General features: G+C 65.4%; 14 protein-coding genes. 6 read left to right on the top strand and 8 right to left on the bottom strand.

All coding sequences use genetic code 11. The annotated features are described in order from the left end of the window. Nucleotides 1-108 precede the first annotated feature (108 nt). Nucleotides 109-507 carry a hypothetical protein gene (locus tag ASD73_RS21410; protein WP_056368093.1) on the top strand — a complete coding sequence of 133 codons (399 nt, stop codon included), beginning with the start codon at nucleotides 109-111 and terminating at the stop codon, nucleotides 505-507. On the opposite strand, the gene ASD73_RS21405 is transcribed toward ASD73_RS21410, so the two are convergent. Next, on the bottom strand, nucleotides 504-1,067 hold the full coding sequence (locus tag ASD73_RS21405; protein WP_056368287.1) for a YqgE/AlgH family protein: 564 nt from the start codon (nucleotides 1,065-1,067) through the stop codon (nucleotides 504-506). The two genes, ASD73_RS21410 and ASD73_RS21405, sit on opposite strands and share 4 nt — an antisense overlap. A gap of 131 nt (nucleotides 1,068-1,198) precedes the next feature. On the opposite strand from ASD73_RS21405, the gene ASD73_RS21400 reads away from it, so the two are divergent. The 3 genes from ASD73_RS21400 (at nucleotide 1,199) to ASD73_RS21390 (ending at nucleotide 4,004) form a co-directional block, all read left to right on the top strand. Next, nucleotides 1,199-1,681: a peroxiredoxin gene (locus ASD73_RS21400; RefSeq protein ID WP_056368285.1), complete on the top strand. Its 483-nt coding sequence runs from the start codon at nucleotides 1,199-1,201 to the stop codon at nucleotides 1,679-1,681. A 71-nt stretch (nucleotides 1,682-1,752) separates the two neighbouring features. After that, nucleotides 1,753-3,234, top strand: coding sequence for an AMP nucleosidase (locus ASD73_RS21395; RefSeq protein WP_056368090.1), 1,482 nt, complete (start codon nucleotides 1,753-1,755; stop codon nucleotides 3,232-3,234). Next, nucleotides 3,231-4,004: an SDR family NAD(P)-dependent oxidoreductase gene (locus ASD73_RS21390; RefSeq protein WP_056368088.1), complete on the top strand. Its 774-nt coding sequence runs from the start codon at nucleotides 3,231-3,233 to the stop codon at nucleotides 4,002-4,004. The genes ASD73_RS21395 and ASD73_RS21390 overlap by 4 nt, the downstream gene beginning before the upstream one ends. 189 nt (nucleotides 4,005-4,193) lie before the next feature. On the opposite strand, the gene ASD73_RS21385 is transcribed toward ASD73_RS21390, so the two are convergent. Then, on the bottom strand, nucleotides 4,194-4,997 hold the full coding sequence (locus ASD73_RS21385) for an SDR family NAD(P)-dependent oxidoreductase (RefSeq protein WP_056368086.1): 804 nt from the start codon (nucleotides 4,995-4,997) through the stop codon (nucleotides 4,194-4,196). Nucleotides 4,998-5,069: 72 nt separating this feature from the next. On the opposite strand from ASD73_RS21385, the gene ASD73_RS21380 reads away from it, so the two are divergent. Next, complete coding sequence (locus tag ASD73_RS21380; protein ID WP_056368084.1) at nucleotides 5,070-5,507, top strand: winged helix-turn-helix transcriptional regulator; 438 nt, start codon at nucleotides 5,070-5,072, stop codon at nucleotides 5,505-5,507. Nucleotides 5,508-5,528: 21 nt separating this feature from the next. Here ASD73_RS21380 and ASD73_RS21375 read toward each other — a convergent pair whose 3' ends face one another. Then, the gene (locus ASD73_RS21375) at nucleotides 5,529-6,263 is read right to left on the bottom strand and encodes a sulfotransferase (protein WP_056368082.1); all 735 of its coding nucleotides are present in this window, start codon (nucleotides 6,261-6,263) and stop codon (nucleotides 5,529-5,531) included. 73 nt (nucleotides 6,264-6,336) lie between these two features. After that, nucleotides 6,337-6,819, bottom strand: a complete 483-nt coding sequence (locus ASD73_RS21370; RefSeq protein ID WP_056368080.1) for an SRPBCC family protein — start codon at nucleotides 6,817-6,819, stop codon at nucleotides 6,337-6,339. 48 nt (nucleotides 6,820-6,867) lie between these two features. On the opposite strand from ASD73_RS21370, the gene ASD73_RS21365 reads away from it, so the two are divergent. Continuing rightward, nucleotides 6,868-7,194, top strand: a complete 327-nt coding sequence (locus tag ASD73_RS21365; RefSeq protein WP_056368078.1) for an ArsR/SmtB family transcription factor — start codon at nucleotides 6,868-6,870, stop codon at nucleotides 7,192-7,194. A 54-nt stretch (nucleotides 7,195-7,248) separates the two neighbouring features. Here the strand turns inward: ASD73_RS21365 and ASD73_RS21360 are convergent, their stop codons facing one another. From ASD73_RS21360 to ASD73_RS22895, 4 genes are all read right to left on the bottom strand, one after another. Continuing rightward, on the bottom strand, nucleotides 7,249-9,075 hold the full coding sequence (locus ASD73_RS21360; protein WP_056368076.1) for a M2 family metallopeptidase: 1,827 nt from the start codon (nucleotides 9,073-9,075) through the stop codon (nucleotides 7,249-7,251). A 75-nt stretch (nucleotides 9,076-9,150) separates the two neighbouring features. Next, the gene (locus ASD73_RS21355; RefSeq protein WP_056368074.1) at nucleotides 9,151-9,903 is read right to left on the bottom strand and encodes an alpha/beta fold hydrolase; all 753 of its coding nucleotides are present in this window, start codon (nucleotides 9,901-9,903) and stop codon (nucleotides 9,151-9,153) included. A 44-nt stretch (nucleotides 9,904-9,947) separates the two neighbouring features. Further along, complete coding sequence (locus tag ASD73_RS21350) at nucleotides 9,948-10,595, bottom strand: 2-hydroxychromene-2-carboxylate isomerase (protein WP_056368071.1); 648 nt, start codon at nucleotides 10,593-10,595, stop codon at nucleotides 9,948-9,950. A gap of 479 nt (nucleotides 10,596-11,074) precedes the next feature. Further along, complete coding sequence (locus ASD73_RS22895) at nucleotides 11,075-25,591, bottom strand: autotransporter-associated beta strand repeat-containing protein (RefSeq protein ID WP_056368070.1); 14,517 nt, start codon at nucleotides 25,589-25,591, stop codon at nucleotides 11,075-11,077. Nucleotides 25,592-25,709: the final 118 nt, after the last annotated feature.

Here is a 25,709-nt window from a genome sequence, read left to right as displayed (position 1 = left end):
TTTAGCTTAATTCGCTATTGTGACAACAGTGTTACAAACTCCCGGAAATATTGACTTTTTGCCCGGCGCGCGAGAAAATCGGCTAAAGTTTTCGGGGAGATACGAAAGATGAAAAAAATTCTGCTGCCGCTCTTCGCACTGGCTTTCGCTAGCCCTGCCGCGGCGCAATCGATCGTCGTGGTTACGGCGCCGCAAGCCGATTCGGAGGTTCTTCCGGTCGCTTATGCCGAACTCAAGGCCGGCGAAAATCGCGCCGCGGTCGAAAAGCTGACCGGCGACACCGGTTTTGATGCGCGCGACCCGTCGCGGCTGATCAATCTTGGCACCGCTTACGCTCGTCTGGGTCGCACCGCCGAAGCCGCCGCCGCTTACGACAACGCGATCGGCAGCCCGATCCGCTACGATCTCGAACTCGCCGACGGCCGCTATGTCGATTCGCGCTGGGCCGCGCGCACCGCGCGCGCAAATCTCGACACGGGCCGCCCGCTGCTCGCGCTCGCGCGCTAAGCTTCGCCGCCCTCGGTGGTCAGCAAGCGGGCGTCCACTCCCGCTTCGGCAAACGCCGCCTGCCATCGTTCGGCGGGCGGCGTTTCGAATAACAGGCCATCGCTGCCGGGCGTGACATGCCAGCCGTGGCGAACCATTTCTCCTTCGAGCTGCCCCGGCGACCATCCGGCATAACCGAGTGCCACCAGCCAGCGCGACGGGCCGCGCCCCTCACCGATCGCGCGCAGGATATCGTGCGAACTCGACACCATCCAGCGATCGCCGACCTGCACCGCCTCCTGCCCGCCCCAGTCGAGGCTGTGGAGGACGAAGCCACGCGACGGCTCGACCGGTCCGCCGAGAAACACCGGCTGGTCGAGCGGCACTTCGTGCGCGATTTCGAGCTGGTCGAGCACCGCCCCGACGGTCATGCCGTCGATCGGATCGTCGATGCCGATCCCCATCGCGCCCTCCTCGTCATGGCTGATCATCGCGATCACCGAATGCTCGAAACGGGGATCGCCGATGCCCGGCAGCGCAAGCAGCAGCTGGCCGGTGAACCAGGTGGGGTCTGTGCTCATAAGCGGCACCATGCCGCGTCGCGGCGGCGCGGTCCAGCTTTTCGATCAACCGCCGCCCGGCGCTTGACTTGGCGACCGGCGCACCCGATGTCACCGCCATCAAAATCCCCTCGAGTGAAAGGATGCCGACCATGACGATCCAGACCGGAGACAAGCTGCCCGACGCCACCTTCGTAAAGGTCACCGAAAGCGGCCCCGAACAGGTCAATACTGCCGATTATTTCAAGGGCCGCCGCGTCGCGCTCTTCTCGGTTCCCGGCGCCTTCACGCCGACCTGCTCGGCCAAGCACCTGCCCGGCTATGTCGACAAGGCCGGCGAACTGAAGGCCAAGGGCGTCGACGAAATCGTCTGCACCGCGGTCAACGACGCCTTCGTCATGGGCGCATGGGGCAAGAGCGCGAGCGCCGGCGACAGCGTCACGATGCTCGCCGACGGCAATGGCGATTTCGCCGAGGCGGTCGGCCTGACGATGGACGGCAAGGCATTCGGCATGGGCAAGCGCGGCCAGCGTTTCTCGATGATCGTCAACGACGGCGTCGTCGAACAGCTCAACGTCGAAGCCCCCGGCGAATTCAAGGTGTCGAGCGCCGACCATATGCTCGAGCAGCTGTAAGCAATCCGGGCCGGGGCAGTCATCGGGCTGCCCCCTTCCCTTTTGTCACATTTTCATGCAACAGCGACGCGATGACATCTAACTCATCGCAAGACACCACCGACCCCACCGCGCTCGTCGACGACATCATCGCCGAACTTCAAACCGCGTTCCGCACGTCGGTCTCCAATCTCAAATCCGCCATCGCCGCTTATGTCCGTGATCGCACGCTGCCGCCGGCCGACGCCGCGGCAAAGGGCCTGTTCGACTATCCGGCGATCCGCCTCGTCACCACCGGCGAGCAGCGCGAGGGGCAGAAGGGGCATAATCTCGCCTTCGGCCGCTTCGAGCGCGCGGGCGAGTTCGTCACCACGGTAACGCGCCCCGACCTGTTCGCCGATTACCTCCGCGACCAGCTCATGCTCCTCGCCCGTCACTACGACCTCGAACTGTCGGTGACGCGCACCGGGCAACAGATCCCCTTCCCCTATGTGCTCGATGCGAGCGACGGGTCGGACATGGGCGGGGTCACACCGCTCGAACTCGCGCGCCATTTCCCGACCACCGAACTCGCCGACATCGGCGACGAACTCGCCGACGGGCTGTTCGGGCAGGATCCCGCCGCATCGCAGCCGCTCGCGCTGTTCGACGCGCTGCGCACCGACTTTTCGCTCGCGCGCCTTCGCCACTATACCGGCACCGCACCCGAGCATTTCCAGCGCTACATCCTGTTCACCAACTATCACCGCTATGTCGACGAATTCGTCGCCTGGGCGGGATCGCAGGTGGGTCAAGGCCGCTACACCGCGCTCGCGGGCGCTGCGGGGCTCTATGTCGACCAGCCCGGCGTCAACGCCAGCGCGCTCGTCGCCGACAGCGCATGGCGGCGTCACCAGATGCCCGCCTATCACCTCATCGCCCCCGACGGCGGCGGCATCACGCTCGTCAACATCGGCGTCGGCCCCTCGAACGCCAAGACGATCTGCGACCATCTCGCGGTGCTGCGCCCCGAGGCGTGGCTGATGATCGGCCATTGCGGCGGCCTCCGCCCCAGCCAGCGCATCGGCGATTATGTGCTCGCCCACGCGTATCTCCGCGACGATCATATCCTCGACGCGGTTCTGCCGGTCGCCATCCCGATCCCGCCGATCGCCGAGGTGCAGGTCGCGCTCGCGACCGCCGCCGAAGCGGTGTCCGGCGCCACGGGCGCCGACCTCAAGAAGCGCATGCGTACCGGCACCGTCGTCACCACCGACGATCGCAACTGGGAACTGCGCTACACCGACAGCGCGCTGCGCTTCTCGCAGTCGCGCGCAATCGGCATCGACATGGAATCGGCGACGATCGCCGCGCAAGGCTATCGCTTCCGCGTGCCGTACGGCACCCTGCTCTGCGTCAGCGACAAGCCGCTCCACGGCGAACTCAAACTGCCCGGACAGGCGAACCGCTTCTACGAGGAAGCGATCGCCGCGCACCTCCAGATCGGCATCCGCGCGTGCGAGACGATGCGCGACGAGGGCGCCAAGCTCCACAGCCGCAAACTCCGCGCGTTCAACGAGCCGCCGTTCCGTTGACCGGCGCGCCGCCGCTGTCGCGCTCGGTCGCGGGTCGCGTTGCGATCGTCACCGGCGCGGCGAGCGGCATGGGTCGCGCCACCGCGCTGCTGCTCGCAAGCGAAGGCGCGAAGGTCGCGGTGACCGACCTCGATCTTGCTGCCTGCGAAGAGGTTGCGGCTGAAGCCGGACCAAACGCCAAGGCCTTCGCGCTCGACGTTGCCGACGGGGAGGCCATCAAACGCACCGTCGCCGAAATCGCCGACACCTTCGGCGGCATCGACATCCTCATCAACAACGCCGGCATCTCGAGCTTCGCCCCGCTCGACGCCGAGGACGAATATGAGGCGATCTGGCATCGCGCGATCGCGGTGATGCTGACCGCGCACCAGCGCATGGTTCGCGCCGCACTGCCATGGCTCCGCAAAAGCGACGTCGCACGCATCGTCAACATCGCGTCGACCGAGGGGCTCGGCGCGACGCCCGGCGATACGCCTTATGTTGCGGCCAAATCGGGGGCGGTCGGTCTGACGCGCGGGCTTGCGGTCGACCTCGGCAAGGACGGCATCACGGTAAACTGCATCTGCCCCGGCCCGATCCGTACCGGCATGACCGACAAGGTGCCCGACGAAGACAAAGCGATCTTCGCAAGGCGCCGAACCACGCTCCGCCGCTATGGCGAGTCCGAGGAAGTCGCCCATATGACGCTCAGCCTCGTCCTGCCCGCCGCCAGCTACATCACGGGCGCGGTGATCCCGGTCGACGGCGGGTTGATGGCGCGCAATGCGTAAATGACCGCTTTGGGGTGGAGAGCTGTCCCTTTGTGCACCCCGGCGAAAGCCGGGGCCCAGTGCGGAAAAGCGCAAGGTTAGCGTTGGAATTCTGGGCCCCGGCTTTCGTCGGGGTTCACATCTCTATCGGCAACTTCCGGTCGGAAGCTCTCCCCCCTGCAGCCTTCAGCCACAGGGAGGGGATCTACGTCAAACCGCTTCGCTGACCAGATACCGCAGCGCCAGGTCGCGCTTCGACAGGTTCGGCCCCATCGCGAGCCGCGCGGCATGATAATCCTTCCACTGACCCTCGTCGGCAAGCGGCGGAATTGTCACTTCTTCGCCTCGGTCGAGCCCGAGCAGCGCGGCATCGACGAGGTCGCCGGCGCTCATCACCATCTCGGCCGGGAAGGCGTCGACATCCTTGCCCGAGCGTTCCCAGATCTCTGTGCGCGTTGCGCCCGGGAGGACCGCCTGGACGTGGAAGCCCTTTTCGCGGCCCGTCGTCGCGAGCGCATGGCTGAGGTTCAACAGGAACGCCTTCGAACCGCTGTACACGCCCTCGAACGTTTCGGGAGCGAGCGCGAGCACCGAGGCGATGTTGACGATCGCACCCTTGCCGCGCGCGCCGAACGCCTTGCCCGCGGCGATCGCGAGCCGCGCTGCGGCGGTTATGTTGAGCGCGATGATCGTCTCGATCTCGACGGGACTATTCTCCAGCGTGCCGCCGTTCAGCGACATGCCGGCATTATTTACGAACAGCGTTATCGCGGCGTCATCGATCAGCCGCTGCTCGATCCGCGTAACATCGTCGCTCTTGGTCAGGTCGGCGGCGATCACATCGACTTGGGCACCGGTTTCGGCGCGCAGCTTTGCGGCGAGTTCTTCCATCTGCGCGCCGTTGCGCGCGACAAGGATCAGGTCGTGTCCGCGCTTGGCGAGGCGGTCGGCATAGACGGCGCCAAGGCCGGTCGAAGCGCCCGTGATCAGGGCCGTTCCAGTGGGGATGGTCATATCATTGCTCCTTATGAGGCGGCCCGGAGCGAGTCGCTTGCAAAATGATAGTGACTGCCTTATGTGACTTCAATGAGCAGCGACGAAAATAATCTGGGCACCTGCCCCGTCGACCGCGGGTTGATGCGCGTCGGCGACCGCTGGAGCATGCTGGTGCTCCGCGATATCGAGCGCGGACTGACGCGGTACGAGCAATTGCGCACGAGCCTCGGCATCGCGCCGAACATCCTGTCGCGGCGGCTGTCGGCGCTTGTCGAAACGGGATTGATCGAGAAAAAACGCTATAGCCAGCGCCCGCCGCGCGACGAATATCTGCTCACCGACGCGGGGCGCGACTTCCTGCCGATCCTGATGGCGATCGGCGCGTGGGGGCGCAAATATAACGGCGCCGGCACGCTCAGCCGCCACCTCGACGCCGCGACGGGCAAGGCCGTGCGCCCCGTCGTGGTCGACGCCAACACCGGCGCCCCGATCGGCTCGCGGCCACTGCACTTGGAAATTCCGGGCTGACGCCCGTCCTCAGCGCCGATTTCAAGCCGGGGCGCGGTAGCCCAGCGCCTGAGCGGTCTCGCCGACGATATCCCAGATCGCAGCGGCCTCTTCGTCGGTCAGATTCTCGCGCCAGCGGTCGACGCGGACCCTATGGTCCGGCCGTGAGTAGCTCCGCGAGGTCTGCGCTTCGATAAAGTCCTTGTTGTTGCTGTTCTGCACCCGCTTCGCCCACCTCGCGAGATGCGGGGCATTGGCGGCGGGATCGATCGCCAGAACCGCGCATATCCGGGCCCAAAACTGCACCGGATCGGCGATCATCTCCTCGAACCGGACCAGCGTGGCGCAATGTTCTACCTGCGCATATCCTGCGCGATTGAGGAATTCCCAATGATGCGCGCATCGCGCAATCAGCGGCTTCGCAAGCCAATCCCTCCAGTCGGGCGGCCTTGGATGATGCCCCCATTGCTTCGCGATTCCGACCCGCAACGAACAGACGGCGTCGAGCGGGTTTCGCACGATCCAGAATAACCGGGCGCGGGGCGCCACCGCCAGAAAGCGGTCGAGCGGAAAGGACAGGCCCCGCCTTGCCGGATGAAGCTCGCTTTCGCGCGGCACCTTGAACGCCTGCGGCGTGCTGTAGTCGGCGGCCAGCACCGCCTCGAACGCCGGTTCGCTTTGATAGATGTAGCGATCGAGGCCGTCGAACAGCTCGCCGAAGATCGAGGTGCCGCTTCGGCCGCAACCGAGGACCATCACCGGCGGTGCGCTTGTCATGCGGCCAGCCTATCGCCCGGCCGCGTCGTTCGCAACGCCGCCCGCGATGGCTGCTCCACACGCGGCGACGCGACTAGATATACATGCCCTCGCGCAGGTTGATCCCGTGCTCGGTCCATGCCTTGAGCGCGCAGAGCATTTGCGACCAGCCCTGGCAATTGCCGTAGGAGGCGCCGAGCGCTCCCTGATTTTCGCGCCAGCCTTCCTCGGCTATCTCGACGAGCGTGCGCCCGTCGTCGAGCCCCTTGAAGCTCATCGTCACGCGCGTCCGGTAATCGGCGTCCTTGTGCGCGCCGCCTTCCACATTGGGCGGCTCGCCCTCGTTCGCCTGCCATTCGAGGACGATTTTCTCGTCGGGCACCACCTCGATCACCCAGACCGGAAAGGCACCGGGAAAGTCGTGAAAGTCCCATTCGACCGTGGCGCCGGTTTCGAGCCGGCCCTTCGCGCCGCCCGTGGTGAAATAGTTCGACAGCTTCGCGGGGTCTGCGACCGCCTCGAACACCTCGTGCACCGGCTTCGCGATCCGCGCCGCGACCCTGAATTTTAGTTCCATGTCCATTCTCCGCTTGAGTCGCACCCTATTATGTTATATTTATGTAACATGTCAATTCACGACCAGTTCGACGCGACCTTCAAGGCGCTCGCCTCGCCGATCCGGCGCCAGATTCTCGACGATCTGAAGGATCAGCCGCTGACGACCGGCGCACTGTGCGGCCATTTTTCCGACATCGACCGCTGCACGGTGATGCAACATCTGAAGGTGCTCGAGGATGCGGGGCTGGTGATCGCCGAGCGCCGCGGGCGCGAGCGCTGGAACCACCTCAACGCGGTGCCGATCCAGGACATCCACGATCGCTGGATCGGTCCGCACGCCGCGGCGGCGAGCGCGCGGCTCGCGCGCTTCAAACAGGCGGTCGAGGCGCAATGAAAAAGGCCGGGGCGTCGCCGCCCCGGCCTTTCCACTTATCGTCGATCGTCCGGCTCACCAGCCCTGCGGCTTGCCCTTGTTCTGCGCGTCGAGCCACGTCTTCAGCGGCGCGAAATAATCGGCCATCGCCTTGCCCGACATTTCGCGGCTGCCGGTGAATGCCTGCAGCGCATCGGGCCACGGCTTCGACGCGCCCATTTCGAGCATCGCGTTCAGCTTCGCGCCGACCTCCTTGTTGCCATAGAAGGAACAGCGGTGGAGCGGGCCCTTCCATCCCGCCTGCTTGCACGCGGCCTGATAGAATTGGAACTGCAGCACGCGCGCGAGGAAATAGCGCGTGTAGGGGGTGTTGCCCGGGATATGGAATTTCGCACCCGCATCGAACGCGTTCGCCGGCCGTTCGCCCGGCGGGACGATGCCCTGATACTGCGTACGCAGCTCGGTCCATTTCTTGTTGTAATCGGCCGGCTGGATCGAGCCGTCGAAGACGCCCCAACGCCAGCGGTCGACGAGCAGGCCGAAGGGCAGGAAGGCAACCTTGTCCATCGCCTGCCGGAGCAGCAGGCCGATGTCCTTGTCGGCGGCGGGCACTTTCGCCTTTTCGAGCAGCCCGATGTCGACGAGATATTGCGGCGTGATCGACAGCGCGACGAAGTCGCCGATCGCTTCGTGGAAGCCGTCGTTCGCACCGTTAAGGTACAGGAACGGCTGCTTGTTGTACGCGCGCTGGTAATAATTGTGGCCGAGTTCGTGGTGGATCGTGATGAAGTCGTCGGCGTTCACCTTGATGCACATCTTGATGCGGATATCGTCCTTGTTGTCAATATCCCACGCCGAGGCGTGGCAGACGACTTCGCGGTCGGCGGGCTTCAGGAACTGGCTGCGCTTCCAGAAGGTTTCGGGCAGCGGCGCCATGCCGAGCGACGAATAGAAATTCTCGCCCGCCTTGACCATGTCGAGCGGGGCCTTGCCCTGCGCGGTCAAGAGGTCGCCGATGTCATAGCCGAGGTCGCCAGTCCCCGCGGGGGCGACGAGCGGGTAGATGTTGCCCCATTCCTGCGCCCACATATTGCCGAGCAGGTCGGCGCGGATCGGGCCGGTCTTGGCCTGCACCGCGTCGCCATATTTCTCGTTCAGCTTCCAGCGCACATAGGTGTGGAGCGCGACGTACAGCGGTTTCATGTCGCTCCAGATCTTCTCGGTGACCTTGGCGAATTCCTCGGGCGGCATGTCGTAACCCGAACGCCACATCGCGCCGGTGTCGGCGAAGCCCAGTTCCTTCGCGCCGGCGTTCGCGATGCCGACCAGCTTGGCATAGTCGTCCTTCATCGGCGCGCCGACCTTGTCGTGCCAGCTCGTCCACATTTCGGCGAACTGCGCCGGCGTGTGCTTGAGGTCGCCCATCGCGGCCTCGATGTCCGAGCCCGAGATGTCCTTGCCATTCAGGGTGCCGCGGCCCTTGCCATATTGCGACTGCAGGTCGGTCGCGATCGTGTTGAGCTCGGTCGCGGCGCCCGGCGTCGTCGGCGCGGGCAGCACGATGCCGGTGCGCAATATGTCGAGCTTGCGCCTCGTGTCGGCGCTGAGCCCCGCGACGTCCTTATATTTGGCGGCTTCGAGCGCATATTTGACCGATTTTTCGGTGCCGACGGCGTTGATCCGCGACGCCATCGCATCGGTATCTTCGGTCAGATAGGTGCTGTTGACCCAGTTCACCTGGCTCGCCTCGACCGTATAGTCGAACAGGTCCTTTTCGACCGACGCGATAAAGGCATCGGCGTCGGCGGCGGTGGGTGCGGCCGTCGGCGCGGTTTGGGCAAAAGCGGGGGTCGCCACCGCGAGCGACAGGGCAAGCGACAGCGTCGAAATCATGGCTTTCATGGGGTGCGTCCTCTGGAATATCTTGTCAGCGCTCTGCGGCACATGGCAACAGCTAGGCGCTTCGCGCGAGTCCGGTCAAGCCGCGAGGAACGCGGCGATCGCCTCGCCCAGCTCGGGTTGGGTGACGCTCGACATATGCGTGCCCGGGATCGTCGCGAGCCGCGCGTCGGCGAGCGCCGCGACGAGTTCGGGCGCCGAACCATTGTCCTGATCGTCAGCACCGCACACGACGAGCGTCGGCATCGTGATCGCCGCCAGCATCTCGGGCGTTGTGTCGGTGAAGCTGTCGAGCAAATGCCCCGCCGCGATGCGATCGACCTTCATCGTTTTCATGAACTGGATCGACAGCCATATGTCGTCGCCGCGCTTCGCCGTCTCATATTCGGCGATGACGCGCTTGAAGAATTGCCCGCGCCGCTGCCAGCCGGCAAGCCCTGCCAGCCCCATGCCACCGAGGATCAGTCGGCGCGGTTTCATCCCCGCGACGACCGCGCGGACGCTGGTGCGCGCGCCGAGCGAAAAGCCGCCAAGGTCGAAGTCGGCAAGGCCCAGATGCGCCACCAGATCTTCAAGATCGCGCACGAGCACATCGGGCGGATAATATTCCTCCTCGTGCGGCGCGTCGCTCGACCCGTGGATGCGCAGGTCGGGCATGATCACACGGCAACCTTCGGCGGCCACACGCGCGGCGGTGCCGAACTTGATCCAGTTGACCTCGCCGCTCGAAAACAGGCCGTGAAGCAAGAAGAGAGGGCGCCCTTCACCCATCTCGCGCCACGCCAGCCGCACGCCGTCGCGCGCTTCGAAATATTGGGGTTCGATCGTCATGTGCCGCGCTATGCGCTCTTCACGCCCGGTTCGGCAAGCGCCGATCAGCGCGGGCGCAGGCCCTTTTGTTCCATGCGCCACTTCGCCATTTCGATACGATCCTGCCCGAAAAAGGGCTCACCATCGAACACCAGCGTCGGCACGCCCCAATGGCCAGCGATTTCGAGCGCGACCTGGTTGGCGGCGATCTCGTTATCAAGCACCTCGGCCTCGCTCACCGCCTCGGCGTCGAGTTCGGCAAGGTCGAGACCCGCGCGGCGCGCGGCGGCGGCCAGATGATCGCCGAGATGCCAGTCCTGCGCGCCGCCCCAGATGAGCTGCGCCGCTTCATGGGCGAAGGCGAGGCTCTTGCCGCGCCGCGACGCCGCCTGCCCAAGGCGGGTCAGGCGATAGATATAGGGCTGCTCGGCCGCGATCGCGCGCGTCGCCAGATCCTGCACGATCGGATCGGGACGCGGGGGGCCGAAGGGGATGCCATGAAATTGCGCGACACGGATCATGTCGCGTACTGTATAGCTCAGCCAGTTGGGATGGTTGCGCTCGAAGAAGTCGGGCTGGCGGATCGCGAGCGGATAGACCGGGCGCAGGTTGATCGTCACGTCGTGGCTGGCGGCGAGCGCGCGATAGCGGCCGACAGCGAGGTAGCTATACGGCGAGCGAAAGGACCAGAAGAGGTCTGCGGTCAAACTCATGACCTCATCCTGCCGAAAAACACGCCCTGCGCAAGCAGTGTAAAGAAAATTTACACCAGATTCGCCCTGCCGCAACCTTAACGTGACCGACCAGCAGCGCGGAATCTCAAGATTATCACGAAGTCGGATAATCTTAATCTACAAGCGTATTTGACCGTGGAGATGTTGCAGACAAGCAATGATGACCGCTAAAAATATCGAGCAAAAAATTGCCCCGGGTGATGTTCCTGATTTATAATTCCGTGGCAGCGTGGCTGTTCGATTGCATACAAGGGCAGACCCAGATCGTACCTAAGCGCCTCCTTTTTGGCGCCTCCGGATAATAAACTCAACGCGCAGAATGGCGCATTTCCCGCTTGGCCGCTCTTGCGCCTAAGCTGGCCGTTTGGAGACGGTCCGCTTCTGGCCCTCAACGGTGAAGAGCGGACGCTCCGGGAGGTCCGGGTCGTCCGCTCTCTCGTGAATCCGACGGCCGCAGCTTAGAACCGCACCCGGAAGCCCGCTGTCCCCTTCAGATTATAGCCAGCACCGAAGTCGGCGATCGCCGTGTCGCCCGATACCTCGGTATAGAGGGTGAAGCGGTCGTCGCCCCAGCTATAGCTGCCGCCGAGACCGAGTTCGCCCGAAAGGCGGTGGTCGCGGTTTACAATCGGCGTTCCCGATACGTCGGCCTCGGCGCCGTCGAGCCACTCGTAGCCGAGGTTGATCACGCTATAGAGGCGCGTGCGGCGCGTATCGCCCGCCCGGCCCTTCCAGCTCGTCTGGTGATCGATCGCCAGGCCCCAGCGCGTCTTCAGGCTCTCGCCCTTCGCCACCGAAACCGCAGCGTCCGAAGGATCGGCGAACCGGTCGAAATTGACCTTGGCGTAGCTCATCTGGACCTGCGGCGTGATGCTGAGGTTGCGGCCGAGCTGCGTCTGCTTGCCGAGTTCGAGGCTGAACGCCTGCCCGTCGCCCTTGTTGCCGCGAGCAAGCGATCCCAGGATGTTCGATTCCAAGTCGCTGTCGAACCAGCTGAGCTTGACCTGCCCGTCGACGTAAAAGCCCTTCGGTCCGTACCAGGTCATCGTCGCGCCGACGCCATAGCCCTGCGTGCCGATCGTGCCGTCGCCGAAGATCGACGTCACGGCGCTGTCCGCCTTGCCATAATGCGCGGTCAGCCCGCCGACGAGCGCCGCGCCGTCTCTGCGCTCTGCCAGCACCGCATCGAGCCCGAGCTGCGCCTGCCACTGGTCGACCTTGCGGTCGTCGCCGCTGGTCGACACCAAGGCGTCGGGACGCTGGCGTTCGGACTCGAACCGGCCCCAGAGGCCCGCACCGGCGATCGGCGAGGCCGCCCACGACCGGTTGCCGACGCGCTGCTGCAAGGTCGGCAGGCGGTTCAGCGACTGCAGCGCCCCGACATAGGCTTCGTAAACGGGCACGCCCGGCTGATAGAGCGGTCCTTCGGGTTCCCCGGTCGCATCGAGCCGCGCCGAACGCAGATACCAGTCGCCGTCCTGCGGGGTCGCAACGCCATTCTTGAAGAGGCGATAGCCATAGGCGCCCGCGATCACCGCCTGCTGGCCGTCGAACAGATAGTCGCCATCGAGCGTGAAACTGCCGTTCGATGCGCCGGCGACATCGACGATCTTGATGCCCTCGACGGTCTGTGCGCCGAGGCCGCCGCGGTTGATGATGGTTACCGAGGTACTCCCCGATGTCGCGCCATTCACCACCAGCCGGTCGGCCGCCGACATATCGCCGCCAAGCTCGGCCTCGATCTCGAGCATGCCGCCATTGCCGGTGTAATCGCCGGCGACTGTCAACGCGCCGATGCTCGCCCCCGGCGCGACGACACCCGTATTCACGATGCTGCCGACGCGCCCGGCGCCTTCGAGGCGGCCCGCCGAACCGACGGTTACCGTGCCTCCAAGGCTGCCCTGAACCGCGAGCGTGCCGCCCGCGACCGTCGTGCTGCCGCCGAAACCGCCATTGTCGGCAGTGACGAGCAAGGTGCCCGTGCCATTTTTGGTCAAAACACCGGCGCCCGAGAAGAGGCCGTTATAGGTGAACACCGTATCGGCAGCGGCCCTCATCGTCCCGCTGCTCGCGACGACGATGTCGCGCGCGCTGGCAAGGCTCGTGCTTGTTTCCAAGGTTCCGCCGTCGAGCGTCACGTTGCCGCTTGCGGCACCAAGATTGGCGTCGCTCGAAATGCGGAGCGTGCCGCCGGTGATCAGCGTGCCGCCGGCATAGCTGTTCGTGCCGCCGAGGATGAGCGTGCCGGTATCGGATTTGACGAGCTGCGCCGCACCGCGGATCACCGAATTGATCGTCGCGGCAAAGCCCGCGCCCACGGTGCTGCCGTCGCCGACGCGGATCGTCGCGGTCGGACCGGTCAGCGCGATGTCGCCGCCGCCGATCACATAATTGTTCGCCGCGAACTGCATGCCCGCGACCGACACCGCGCCGAGGCTGTTGTCGACCGTCACCGTACCGCCGGTGCCGCCAAAGATAGCGAAAGTGCCGTCGGCATAGCCTGCGTTCACCGCGCCGTCTTCGCCCGTCCAGTTGTCGTTGCCGCCGCTCGCCTGCCAGACGCCGTTTCCGCCGTTGATCGCGCCATTATTCTTGGGTCCGGCCGCGCCATCCCAGAAGTTGAGCGTCGCCGATCCCCTGTTGATCAGGTTCACTTCGCCTGCGATCGACGTCTGCACCTCAGCATCCGCGCCCGCCGGCATCGTCCCGAGGGTGAGGCCATTGTCGGTCAGCGATCCCGCATAGTTGATGACGCGGTACAGCCCGATATCGAACGCGCCGCCCGCGGGCACCGCCACGTCGAGCGTCCCGTCGAGGACGAGATTGCCACCGACATTGACCACGTCATTGAGCGTGCCGCCCGGATTATTGGCCTGCCCGAACTCGAAACCGAGCGTCGCGCCGGAAGCGAGCGCAAGATTGCCGTTGATCGTGAGCGCACCCGGCGCCCCCGCGCCCGGCGCGAGCGTTGCGCCATCGGCGATGTTCACGTCACCGCCGATGGTGCCCGTGCCGCCCAGCGTCGCACCCGATGCAACGCTGGTGAGGCCCGTGGCGGCCGACTGGTTGCCATTCACGAGCAACGTGCCCGCAAGCACGTCGGTTGCGCCGGTATAGCTGTTCGCGCCGCCGAGCGTGAAGCTTCCCGTTCCCTGCTTGACCAGCGCGCCGCCATTGCCGCTGATCACCCCCGTCAACGCCGTGTCGCTCGCCGTCCCGAACGTCAGCGTCTTGCCGCCGAGGAGGACCGAACCCGCACCCGAAAGATCGCCGATCGTCGTTCCCGCGGCCGCAATACCGGCGATGTTGAACAGCGCGCCGCCATCCACCGTCACGGCCCCCTGCGAATAGAGCGCGCCATTGCCAACGAGCTCGAAACTGCCCGCGGCAACCGTCGTTCCCCCGGTATAGCTCGTCGCCCCGAAATAGCGCACGGCGCCATTGGGCGCGGCGACGACCACGCGGCCGCCAGCGCCTCCGCCGATACCGCCATCGGTGATCGAACCCGCCCAGTCGGTGAAGCTGTTACCCAAGCCCAGCGTCAACGTCTTGGAGCCGAGCGCGATCGTTCCCGCGCCGCCGAGCTGGATGACGCGCGCGCCGGTGGTGGTCTGCGAAATGTCGAAGACGGTCCCCGCTCCGACGATCAAATTGCCCGCACCGATCGTTCCCGCACTCGCCAGCGCGAGCGTACCGCCGGCAATGATCGTCCGGTTCGAATAGCTGTTGGCGCCGGTCAGAGTCAGCGTTCCGGTTCCGCGCTTGTCGAGGAAATTGCCGGCCCCGTTGTTCGGCCCGTCGCCGATCACGCCGCCAAGCGTCACATCGAAGCCCTGGACATCGATCGCGTTGGAATCGGGGCTGCCAAGCAGGAATCCGCGCGTCGATGCGAAAGATGCGCCCGCCTGCAGCGTTCCGCCCTGAAGCGACAGCACGCCCGCAGCATTGCCGAGGCCGGCGTCGCTGAACACGCGCACCGTGCCGCCGTCGATGATCGTACCGCCGCCGTAGCTGTTCGTGCCAGTCAGTTCGAGGAGGCCGCTGCCGCGCTTGGTGAGCGAGCCCGTTCCCGAAATGGTGCCGTCGAGCAGGATCGTCCCCGATCGGTCGACGACCAGCGCCGCATTGTTGACGATGTCGCCGCCGATGCTGCCGGTCGCGCCGCCATTGCCGATCTGCAACGTGCCGCCAGCGACCCGCGTGCCGCCGGCATAGCTGTTCGCACCGGTCAGCACCAGCGTGCCCGCATCGGTCTTGACCAGCCCTGCGGCGCCGGTGAGTTCGGCCGCGATCGTCGCGGTATAGCCCACGCCCGCAGCGCTGCTGTCGCCGACCTGGATCGTTGCCGCCGTCCCGGTCAGCGTCAGTGCATCGCCGGTGAGGATATAACCGTCGCTCGCGAACTGCATGCCCGAAGCAAGGACGTTGCCGCCGCTGTTGTCGATCGTGACCGTTCCCGGCGCGGCCGAGAAGATAGCGAAACTGTCCTGCGCATAATCGGCGTTGACCGTGCCAGTAGCGTTGGTCCAGTTGTTCGACCCGCCGGCGACCTGCCACACGCCATCACCGCCGTTGACCGCGCTGTTGTTCTTGGGGCCGATCGCGCCGTCCCAGAAGCTGAGCGCGACGCCCAGGCTGTTGACCAGATTGACCTGTCCGGCGACCGCTGTCTGTACCGCAACCTGACCGCCGCCCGGCATCGTGCCGAGATCGAGGCCATTGTCGGTCAATGCACCGCCATAGTTGAAAACGCGGTAGACACCGGGACCGAAGCTGCCACCCGCAGGGACCGTCACATTGATCGTCCCGTCGAGCACGAGATCGCCGCCGACGTTGACGAGGTCGTTGAGCGCGCCGCCCGCCACATTGGCCTGGCCAAACTCGAAATTGAGCGCCGAGCCGCCCGCGAGTGATAGGCCGCCGTTGATCGTCAGCGTACCGGCCCCGTTCACGCCAGCCGCCAACGCGCCGCCGTCCGCTATCGCCACATCGCCGCCGATAGCGCCCGCCCCGCCGAGCGTTCCGCCGAGCGCAACGTTAACCGCGCCGCCGAGGCTGCCAGCGCCACTCTGGTCGCCGACGAGCAGGGTGCCGCCCGAAACGGTCGTGGTTCCGGTAAAACCGGAGCCGTCGCCGCTCAATATCGTCGTACCGGCAAGCTGCTGGATTGCGTGCGTGCCCGCACCCTGGCTGTCCAGCCCAGCCGAGAACAGATAACCGGTATCGATGTGGTTGAAGACCAGTGCGCCATCGCCATCGCCGAAAGTCAGCGTGGGGGTGGTCAGGGCGCCCGCCGCCGCCGGGCCTTGCCCGGCCGCTGCCCCGATATTGATGACGGCCTGGCTACCCGCAATAGCTCCGATCCACGAGGGGCCGCTCGATACTTCCGCGCCATTCGCGATGGTCAGCTCGCCATTGCCGTAATTGCCGACGAACATTTGGCGCGCCGTAATGCTGGAACCCGCCCCGGATGCGATGACCGAACCTCTGGACCCGGTGTCCTGCCCGACGGCGAAAGAGCCGAACAAGTTGATCACGTTCGCACCCGCGTCGACGGTCAGCGAACCCTCCCCGCCGACACCCACCAAAAGATTGTCGGAACTGGTCCAGGTCGAGCCCGCTCCGGAGACGGTGACGATGCCGGTGCTGCCTGCATTGAGCCCGACGTTCCCGTTTGCGTTCGAAACCGTGGCCCCGTTTTCGATCGTCAGGAGGCCGGTGCCGCTGTAACCGACATAGATATGGTTGTTGTTGTTCCAGCTCGATCCCGGTCCGGAGACGACAACTTCGCCCGTCTGGCCGGCTGCGTTGCCGATATAGCCCCGGAAATTTGAAACGCGGCCGCCATCGGTGATCGACAGTCGTCCATCATTGACCGTGGTGTTCCCGTCGAAACTGCTGCTGCCGCGCAGGTTGAGCGTGCCCGCGCCGATCTTCACAAGGTTGCCGGCGCCCGAGAATGCGCCACTCATCGTCAGCGCCGTACCCGCGTCGGTGAGCAACGTGCCCGTGCCGACGAGATCGACAGCGCGGCCCGAGGTGATGTCGGCGGTGCTATGGAGCGTGCCGCCGTCGAAGCCGAGTCCGCCCCCCACGTCGCCGAGGTTGCCGTCTGCCGAGATCTGGAGCGTGCCGCCGTTGACCGCGGTGCCACCGGCATAGCTGTTGACGCCGGTCAGGATCAGCGTTCCGAGATCGCTCTTCACCAGCTGCGAGGCACCGGCGAGCGCGCTGTCAATCGTCGCTGTATAGCCCGCCCCGGCGGTGGTGCCATCGCCGACGCGGATCACCGATTGCACCCCGGTCAGGATGATGGGGTCGCCGTCGATGACGTAGCCGTCGCTTGCGAACTGCATCCCCGACGCCGTGACGGTGCCGAGCGAGGCGTCGACCGTCACCGTGCCGGGAAGGCCGGAGAAGACCGCAAACGCCGCGTCGGTGAAGGGCGCGTTGGCGGAGCCATCGAATTCGGTCCAATTGTCGTTGCCGGTGCTGGCCTGCCACAGGCCGTCGCCGCCCGTGATCGCGTTGTCATTCTTCGCCCCCGCGACGCCGTCCCAGAAACGCATGGTGAGGCCCGTCGTGTTCACCAGATTGACCTGGTTCGTGACCGAGGTCTGCACGAAATAGCCGGGATCGACCGTAAGCCCGTTGTTGGTCAGCGTCCCGGCATAGTTGATGACGCGATAGACGCCCGGATCGAAACTGCCCCCGGGGGTTTCCGCGACATTGAGCGTTCCGCCAAGAACCAAGTCGCCGCCCACATCGATCAGATCGTTGTATGCACCACCAACAACATTCGCCTGACCGAAATCGACGTTGAGCGTCGCGGCTGGCGTCAGGCTGAGATTGCCGGCGATGGTCAGCATGCCCGGAATCCCGCCGACATCGCCCGGATTGAGGTTGCCGTTTAGGACGACGACATTGCCGCCGATCGTACCGGTGCCGCCCAGCGTACCGCCCGTCGCGACGCTGACACCGCTCGTCGCGCCACCGAGGATGCCGTCGACGACCAGCGTGCCGCCCGCGACCGACGTGGTGCCGGTGAAGGCCGAACTGTCGCCGGTCAGGCGCGTGAAGCCCGCCGCATGACCGATCGCGCCAGCACCCGACATGCTGTTGGCGAAGAGGTAATCGGCGTCAGTATGGTTGAAGTTCAATTCGCCCGCACCCGGGCCGAAGATGATGTTGCCATCGATGAAGCCCGCCGCGGCGGCCGCGCCGCCCTCGACGCCGCCGATATTGACGGTGCCGGTTGTCCCGGCGTCTGCGGCCAGCATGAGGCCGGTTCCTGCGGTGACCTGCGCGCCGTCGGTGATCGTCAATACGCCATTCGCGTTAGCGCCGATCAACCCAAGGGTCAGGGCATCGGTCGTGGTGAAGGTCGATCCGGCGCCCGAAACCATGACATTTGCGCCTTGGGCGATCGTTCCGATCTGCGCCGCTCCCAAATTCAGGGCGCCGCCGTCAAGCACGGAGATATTGGCATTTCGGGTCAGCAGTATACCGCTGCTTGTCCAGTTGGATCCCGCACCGGTAATCGTAACTGTAGAAATCGTTGTATTGCCAGCCGCCGAGCCAATTATGCTCGCGACGCCCGTTTGCAGTGTGCCGCCACCACTGATCACAATATTCGATGCGGCTGAAGCACCGGTGCTCACGTCAAACCGGTCCGCGCTAACCAACGACCCCGCGCCTGCGATGTTCAGATCGGAAGTTCCGACCGTCCCGCCGATGGTGCGAAGCGCCAACGTGCCACTGGTCTGGAAAGTGCCCCCATTTTCGACGTTGAGGGAAACGGTCCCGTTGCCGGCGGTGAGGGCAGCGAGCCCCGTGGTAAAAGTCGATCCGGGGCCCGAAATGGTCAGCGAGCCGCCCTGCGTGACATTCGTCTGGTTGGCCGCCGTAACGTTGTTGCCGCTGGCGACACGGAGCCCGCTGCCGCCCGATATCGAAGCGGAGCCCGTCCAATTGCTGTTCCCCGTCAACGACAGCGTGCCGCCGCCCGACTGTGCGAAACTACCCGTCCCGGTGATCGAGCCGGCGTAGACGCTATTGTCTGACCGGTTGAACCGGATGTTGCCATTATTGATGATGTCGCCGGCGATAGTTCCCGTCGTGCCGCCATTGCCGATGAGCAACGAGCCGGTGCCCGCGACCATGGTGCCGCCCGTATGCGCGGCATTGCCGGTCAGTGTCACAGTGGATGCGCCGGTGTTGACGTTAAGCAACCCCGCCCCGCTCGTGTCTCCCGCGAGCACCCAGTTGGCCCCGACTCCCATGGTGACAGTCCCCGCGCCGACCAGTTGGACATCGCGGTTCGAGGTAAAATCGGTCATCACGCGCAGCGTGCCGCTGTCGAAGGACAGCGCGCCGCCCGCGGCGCCAAAATTGGCGTCGGCAGAGACCTGCAACACGCCGCCGTTGATCGCGGTGCCGCCGGTGTAGCTGTTGGTGCCGCCGAGGATGAGCGTCCCGGAATCGGTCTTGACCAGCTGGACCGCGCCGGTGAGGCTCGCCGCGATCGTCGCAACGAATCCGGCGCCAAACGCAGTGCCATCGCCGACGCGAATGATCGAGTCGGGATCGACCAGCGTCAGCGGTCCGCCATCGATCAGATAGTTGCCCGTCGCGAACTGCATGCCCGCCGCGGTGACCGCGCCGCCGCTGTTGTCGACCGTGACCGTGCCGGGCGCACCCGCGAAGATCGCGAAGGTGCCGTCGGCATAGGCCGCGTTGATGCTGCCGTCGGCGCCCGTCCAATTATTGTCGGCGCCGCCCAGATGCCAAGTGCCGTTGCCGCCGTTGACCACATTGTTGAACTTAGGTCCGGTGGCGCCGTCCCAGAAGCTCAAGGACAGGCCGCCGGAGTTGATCAGGTTGACCTGACCCGCGACCGAGGTCTGGACGGTGACATTGCTTCCGGGCGGCATCGAACCCAGCGTGAGCCCGTTGTCGACAAGCGCGCCACCATAGTTGAACACGCGGTAGAGGCCGCCGCCGAAGTTGCCGCCGGCGGACACATTGACGTTGATCGTGCCGTCGAGCGTCAGATTGCCGCCGACATTGACCAGATCGTTGAGCGAACCGCCCGCGACATCCGCCTGCCCGAATTCGAAGTTCAGGACCGAACCCCCCGCGAGCGCCAGATTGCCATCGATATTGAGCGTGCCGGGACTGTTGCCCGGCGCAAGGATGCCCCCGTTCAGCACATTGACGCTGCCGCCGATCCTCCCGTTGCCGCCCACCGTCGCCCCCGAAGCGACGGTCAAAAGGCCCGTCGCCGCCGACTGGTTGCCGTTGACCAGCAATGTACCGGCGTTCACGTTCGTCGCGCCGGCATAGCTGTTGCTTCCGCTCAGCGTCAAAATGCCCGTGCCCGACTTGGTCAATGCGCCCGCGCCCGAAATCACACCATCAATCGAGAAAATCGTCCCGGCGTCGGTCAGGATGGTGCCGTCGCCCGACAGGCTCGTATTTCGCGCGCTCGCGAAGGACGCGGTCGTTCGGAGCGTGCCGCTGGAGAAGTTAAGACCGCCGGTCGCAGCGCCGAGGTTGGCATCGGCTGAAACCTGTAGCGTACCGCTGAGGATCGACGTGCCACCGGCATAGCTGTTGGTGCCGGAAAGAACGGTGGTGCCGCTACCGGTCTGCCGTACGCCGCCGCTGCCCGATACGAGTCCGGCAAAGGTGAAAAGGTTCGACCTATTGAACACCAGCAAACCATCATTGGCGACGTTACCGACAATGCTGCCAGTCGTGCCGCCGCCTCCAAGCTGGAGCGTGCCCGCGGTGATCGTCGTGCCGCCGGTATAGAGGTTGGTGCCGGTCAGAATCGTCGTGCCGATTCCCGCCTGGCGCACCGTTCCCGTGCCGCCGATCTGCCCCTCATAGGCGACCACGTCGCTGCGGTTGAAACCGAGCGTGCCGAAATTGTTGACGATCGCGCTCGCGATCGACCCCGTCGTACCGCCGCCGCCGATGAACAGCGTGCCGCCGTTGACGTTGGTTGACCCGGTATAGCTGTGGTTGCCGGTGAGCACCCAGTTGCCGCTGTCGTTCTTCGCAAGCGTGGTGACGCCGGAGCCCGCATTCCCGATCGAGCCCGCCAGCGTGTTGTTGCCTGTGTTCGTGCCGCCCAGCGCGATCGTGCGCGCCTGGTTGATGTTCGCGAGCGTGACCGGCCCGGTGTCGGTGAAGACGATCGCGCCCGTGCCCGACGATTCGATGAAGGTAACCCCCTGCGACAGGGTGAACAGGCGGTTCGTGCTGTCGCCCGCGCCCGTATAGCGCAGCGTCGAGCCGTTACCGATAATCAGGTTGGACGCCGCAGCCGATGAGGCGCCGATGCTGCTCGCGAGTAGGCCATCAGAAAGCTTGTCGACCGCGAGCACACCGCCACTGATATTCGTCACGCCGGTGTAGGTGCTGCCGCCATTGGTGAGGACCCAGGTGCCCGCGCCCGTCTTGGCCAGCCCGGTAAGACCGGTTCCGTTGTTGGTGATCTGCGCGGCGAGGATGTTGTTCCCGGTATTCGTGCCGGTCAGCGTGAGCATCTGCGCCGTGTTGGGGCTGGCAAAGGTGAGCGGGCCGGCGTGGTTGAAGGCGATCGCGCCCGTGCCCGACGCGTCGAGTTTGCTCGTCGTTGAGGCGCCGAGCGTGAACCGGCGGTTCGTGCTTCCTCCCGTGCCGACATATTGCAGTGTGCCGCCGTTCAGGACGAGATTGTCCGCTGCCGAGGAGGACGAGCCGATCGAACTGTTCGCACCGCCATCGCCAAGGCAGGCGACTGCGAGCGTGCCGCCATTGATGACGGTCGTCCCGTCATAGCTGCTCGAACAGCCCGAGAGCTGTTGGAAGCTGCCGCCGTTCTTAACCAGCCCGCCGCTACCCGAGATTGCACCGCCGTAAATGACGCCGACGCCGCCGCCGTTGCTGATCGTCAGCGTCGCCGCATCGAGGTTGATGTTGCCGCCCGTCGTGCCGCCGCCCAACAGATAGAGGACATTGCTGTTGTAGCCGTCGAGGTCGAGCAAGACACCGGCGGTGTCGTCGAGTGACACCCAACCGCTCCTCAAGGCAGTGGTCGACCCGGCCCGCACCGTACCGTTTATGACGCGAATGTTGCCGGTCGTGTTATTTGTCCCCGACAGCACCAGCGTCCCCGCGCCATCCTTGTTGAGCTGCCCGGCGCCGGTGATGTTGCCCGAAAATTCGAGCGTCGTCCCGGCGTCAAAGACATTGAGGTTGCCGTTGCCCGTCATCGCGAAGCCGCGATCGGTCGAAACGCTGGCGCCGGTATAGACGAGCGTGCCGTTCGCGAAGGCCAGGTTGGGCGAGGCCGCCGACGAAGCCCCGATGCCGCTCGCCTGCCCGCCATTGGCGATGCAGTCGATCGAGAGTGTCCCGCCAATTGTCGTGACGCCGGTATAGTCGTTGTTACAGCCGCTCAACGTCTGGTTAAAACCGCCGGTACGCGTATAGCCGCCGGTGCCGGTAATGCGGCCCGTGAAGACGCCGCCCGCACCGCCGGTCGTCAGGGTACGCCCGCCAAGGTCGATCAGGCCGTCGCCGATAACGGACAAGAAGCTGGCGTTGAAACCACCAAGTTCCAGCGTTGCGCCGCTGTTGACGGTCATGCGACCCGTGGGGCCGAAAGCCTGCGCCGAACCCGCACGCAGAATGCCGCCATTGACGCTCGTATCGCCGGTGTAGGTGTTGGCACCGCTAAGAATGAGCGTGCCCGCGCCATCCTTGAACAGCGATCCCGCGCCCGCGGCGACGCCGCTGATCGTCAGCGTTGTGGCCGCATTCGCGACGTCGATGCCACCCTGACCGCCTGCGAGGGTAAAGCCGCGATCGATCGCGACGGTCGCGCCGGTATATTGCAGCCGGGCGCTGTTGCTGATCACGAGATTGGCCGAATCACCGCTCGCCGCGCCGATGCCGCTCGCGACGCCGCCGTCGGACAGTGTGCCCACCGAAAGCGTGCTCGATCCGGCGCCCGGATTTTGGGTGATCGTCGTGACGCCGACATAATCGTTCGCGGCGTTCGACAGGACCAGCGTGCCCCAGCCGGTCTTGGTCAGTCCCGCATCGTCGGGGCTTGTGACCAGGCCCGAAAACTCGACAGTTCGTCCCGCATCGACCTGGATCGCCCGCTCGGCGCCGCCGTTGACGAGTGTGATGCCGCGATCGGTGACGGCATCGACGCCGCCCGTATAAACGAGCGTGCCGCTTTCGAGGACGAGGTTCGCCGCGTCGGCGCTCGACGCGCCGATGCTGCTCGCGGCGCCGCCGTCGGCGAGCTGCGTGACTTCCAGCCGGCCGCCGCTCAGCGTCGTACCGCCGGTATAGCTGTTGGCGGCGGTCAGGCGGACGATACCGCCGCCGCTCTTGGCAAAACCCGTGGCCCCGCTGTTATTAACGATCGTCGAGCCGATCGTTAGGATGCCCGTGCCATTATGCTGGACGCCGAGCGTCCCGCCGCCCGCGCTTCCGGTCAGCGAGCCGCCGGTGATGCTCTGGTTCGTAGCCAGCGTGCTGGGCGCGACGATGATCGTGCCGTCGATGCCCAGCGTGTTGAGGGCGCCGATCGCGACGTTCGATCCGGCCGCGGCTGTATAGCGCAGGCCGCCGAGTTGGACATTGCCCGTCACTGTGCCGAAGAAAGGCGTGTTCGCGGCGTTCGCGGTATCGCTGATGATGTCGCCGTTCGCCCAGGTCGCGGCATCGTCCTTGGTGGTATAATCGCTGGCGTCGAAGGCGACGATGCCCCCGCCGACCACCTTGGCATAGTCGGACCCGTTGATCGTCGCCCAGCCCCCGAGCACGCCGTCGGCGTTGCTCGTCGTGATCGCGCCGCTGGTTGGCAGGACAAAATTGACCAGCCCGCCCGCGCGGGTAATCGCGCCAAGATTGAGGTTGACGATACCGCCGGCGCCATTGACCGTGCGAACAGTGTTGCTGCCGGCATTGACCGTCAGGCCGTTGAACGATTGATTGTTGGTCTCGCCCCCCGCGCCGAGGACTTCCAACGTGCCGCCCGACAGGGCGAGCGCCGACGACGCCGAAATGATGTTGCTGGCAGGACCGCCGGCGCCGGAGAAATCGAGCGTGAGCCGTCCGCCGCCGATCGTAGTCGCGCCGGTGTAGCTGTTCGCGCCGGTCAGGGTGAGCGAACCCGCGCTCGTTTTCCGCAGGCCACCGCTTCCCGTGATGCTGCCGCCAAAGACCTGCGTCGTCTTGGCATCGACGGTCAGCGTTTGCGCACCGAGCGCAATCGTACCGCCGCTGCCGGTGAGCGACGGTGCGACGAGGTCGAAGCCGCCAAGGTCGAGCGTGCCGCCGTTGACGACGAAACCGGTCGCGTTGCCAAACGCCCCGGCGACACCAGCACGCAGGGTGCCGTTGGCAACCGTCACCGTGCCGCGCTGCACATTCGTACCGCCGAGCACCCAGGTTCCCGCGCTATCGGCGACCAGGTTGCCGTTGCCGGACATGACGCCGGAAAAGATATTGGCGCCGGCAAAGCTGCCGCCGAGCGCCAGCGTATCCGGGTTCGGGTTTCCGGGATTGAAGACGAGCGCACCCGACAGGTTGAGCGCGCCGGTGCCGTCGTTGCGGATCACATTGGCCGCGCCGTTGATCAGCCATTCGCGGTTACTCGTGTCGCCCGCGCCAGTATAGCTGAGCGTCCCGTTGGCAAGGCCGATCGTCGTACCCGCGCCAAGCGAGCTGGCGCTGCCGATATCGGCCAGCTTGCCAACGCGAATTTCGCCCACAAGCGTCGCCTGACCGGTGAAGATATTCGCGTCGCCAAGAAGGACGTGACGCCCCGCGAGGGCGCTGAAGCCGAAGCCTCCGCCGCTAAGCACGCCCAGCAAACGCACGTCGGCCGTGTCCGCGTAAAAGCCCCCGTTGACCGAAATATCGACATCGCCCGTGATCTCGAGCGTACCGGTCCCCTGATTGCGGATCAGCGCGCCATTGCCGTTGATGTCCCAATTGCGGTTCGAGCTGTCACCATCGCCCAGGTAAATCAGGCTGTCGCTATACTGGCTCTGCTGGTTGAAGATGATCGTGCCGTCAGCCACCGTGACGGGCGCGCCGAGCGAGCTCGCTTCGCCGAGATTGCCGAGCGAGGTGAAGCGCGCCGAACACGTGCCGTTGCAACCTGTAAAGATCGTCTGGCCGGTATAGCTATTGAGGTTGTTGCTCATCGTGACGCCGCTGGCCGCCACCGAAACCCTGCCGTTGCCCGAGATCAGCGCCGAACCCGCTCCGCCGCCCTCGAGAATCAGCGTGCCGCCGTCGCCGATCGCGACCGCGCGGCTCGTCGATGCGCCCGCGATCGACAGCCGGACCGTCACGCCCGCGGCGGTAGTGATATTGTTGCTCAATGCGCCGAGCGCAGCATCGCTGCTCGCGTAGATGCTACCGTTGTTGAGCGTGATACCGCCGGTAAAGCTGTTGGCGCCGTTCAATATCAGCCCACCGTTGCCCGCCTTGATCAGGCCGGAGGAACCGGCGATTGCCGAATTGATCGTGGCATTCGCGTTGCTGAAATTGGTGGTGATCGTCGGCGCCGGTCCGCCCAGCGTGATCGTGCTGCCGCTCAGCACATAGCCGGCCGAACTGAAGGTGATGTTGCCGACCGTCACCGGCACGCCAACGGTCACCGTCCCCGCGGTGCTGCCGAAAACCGCATTATCGAGATCGCCATTGTTCCACGGCTCGGCGAAGGGACCGCTGACCCCGTCGCCATTCGGGCTCCAGTTGAGGTTGGCAAGGTTCCAGGTGCCGGTGCCGCCCGAACCGACCGCGGTGCCGTTGGCGTCCCAGTATCGGTCCTCGGCGCGCGCGGACAGCGGTGCGCACGCGAGCACGGCCGCGAGCGAGGCTCCGCACAACAGGCGGCGCGACAGCGGCTTGCCCTTTTGGATGTGGGGCGCGGGCTTGCTGTCGATCGTCATAATTTTTCCTTTGGGCACGGTACGGGGTTCGTGAGCGGGTCACGAAGAACGCATTGTCTGATGATGAAGGCCGGAGGCCATCCGGGGCAGAATGCAACGACCGTAACCTCGGCCGCGA

Source organism: Sphingopyxis sp. Root154, assembly GCF_001427105.1.
Taxonomy (GTDB): domain Bacteria; phylum Pseudomonadota; class Alphaproteobacteria; order Sphingomonadales; family Sphingomonadaceae; genus Sphingopyxis.
This window is presented reverse-complemented; position numbering and strand designations above follow the sequence as displayed.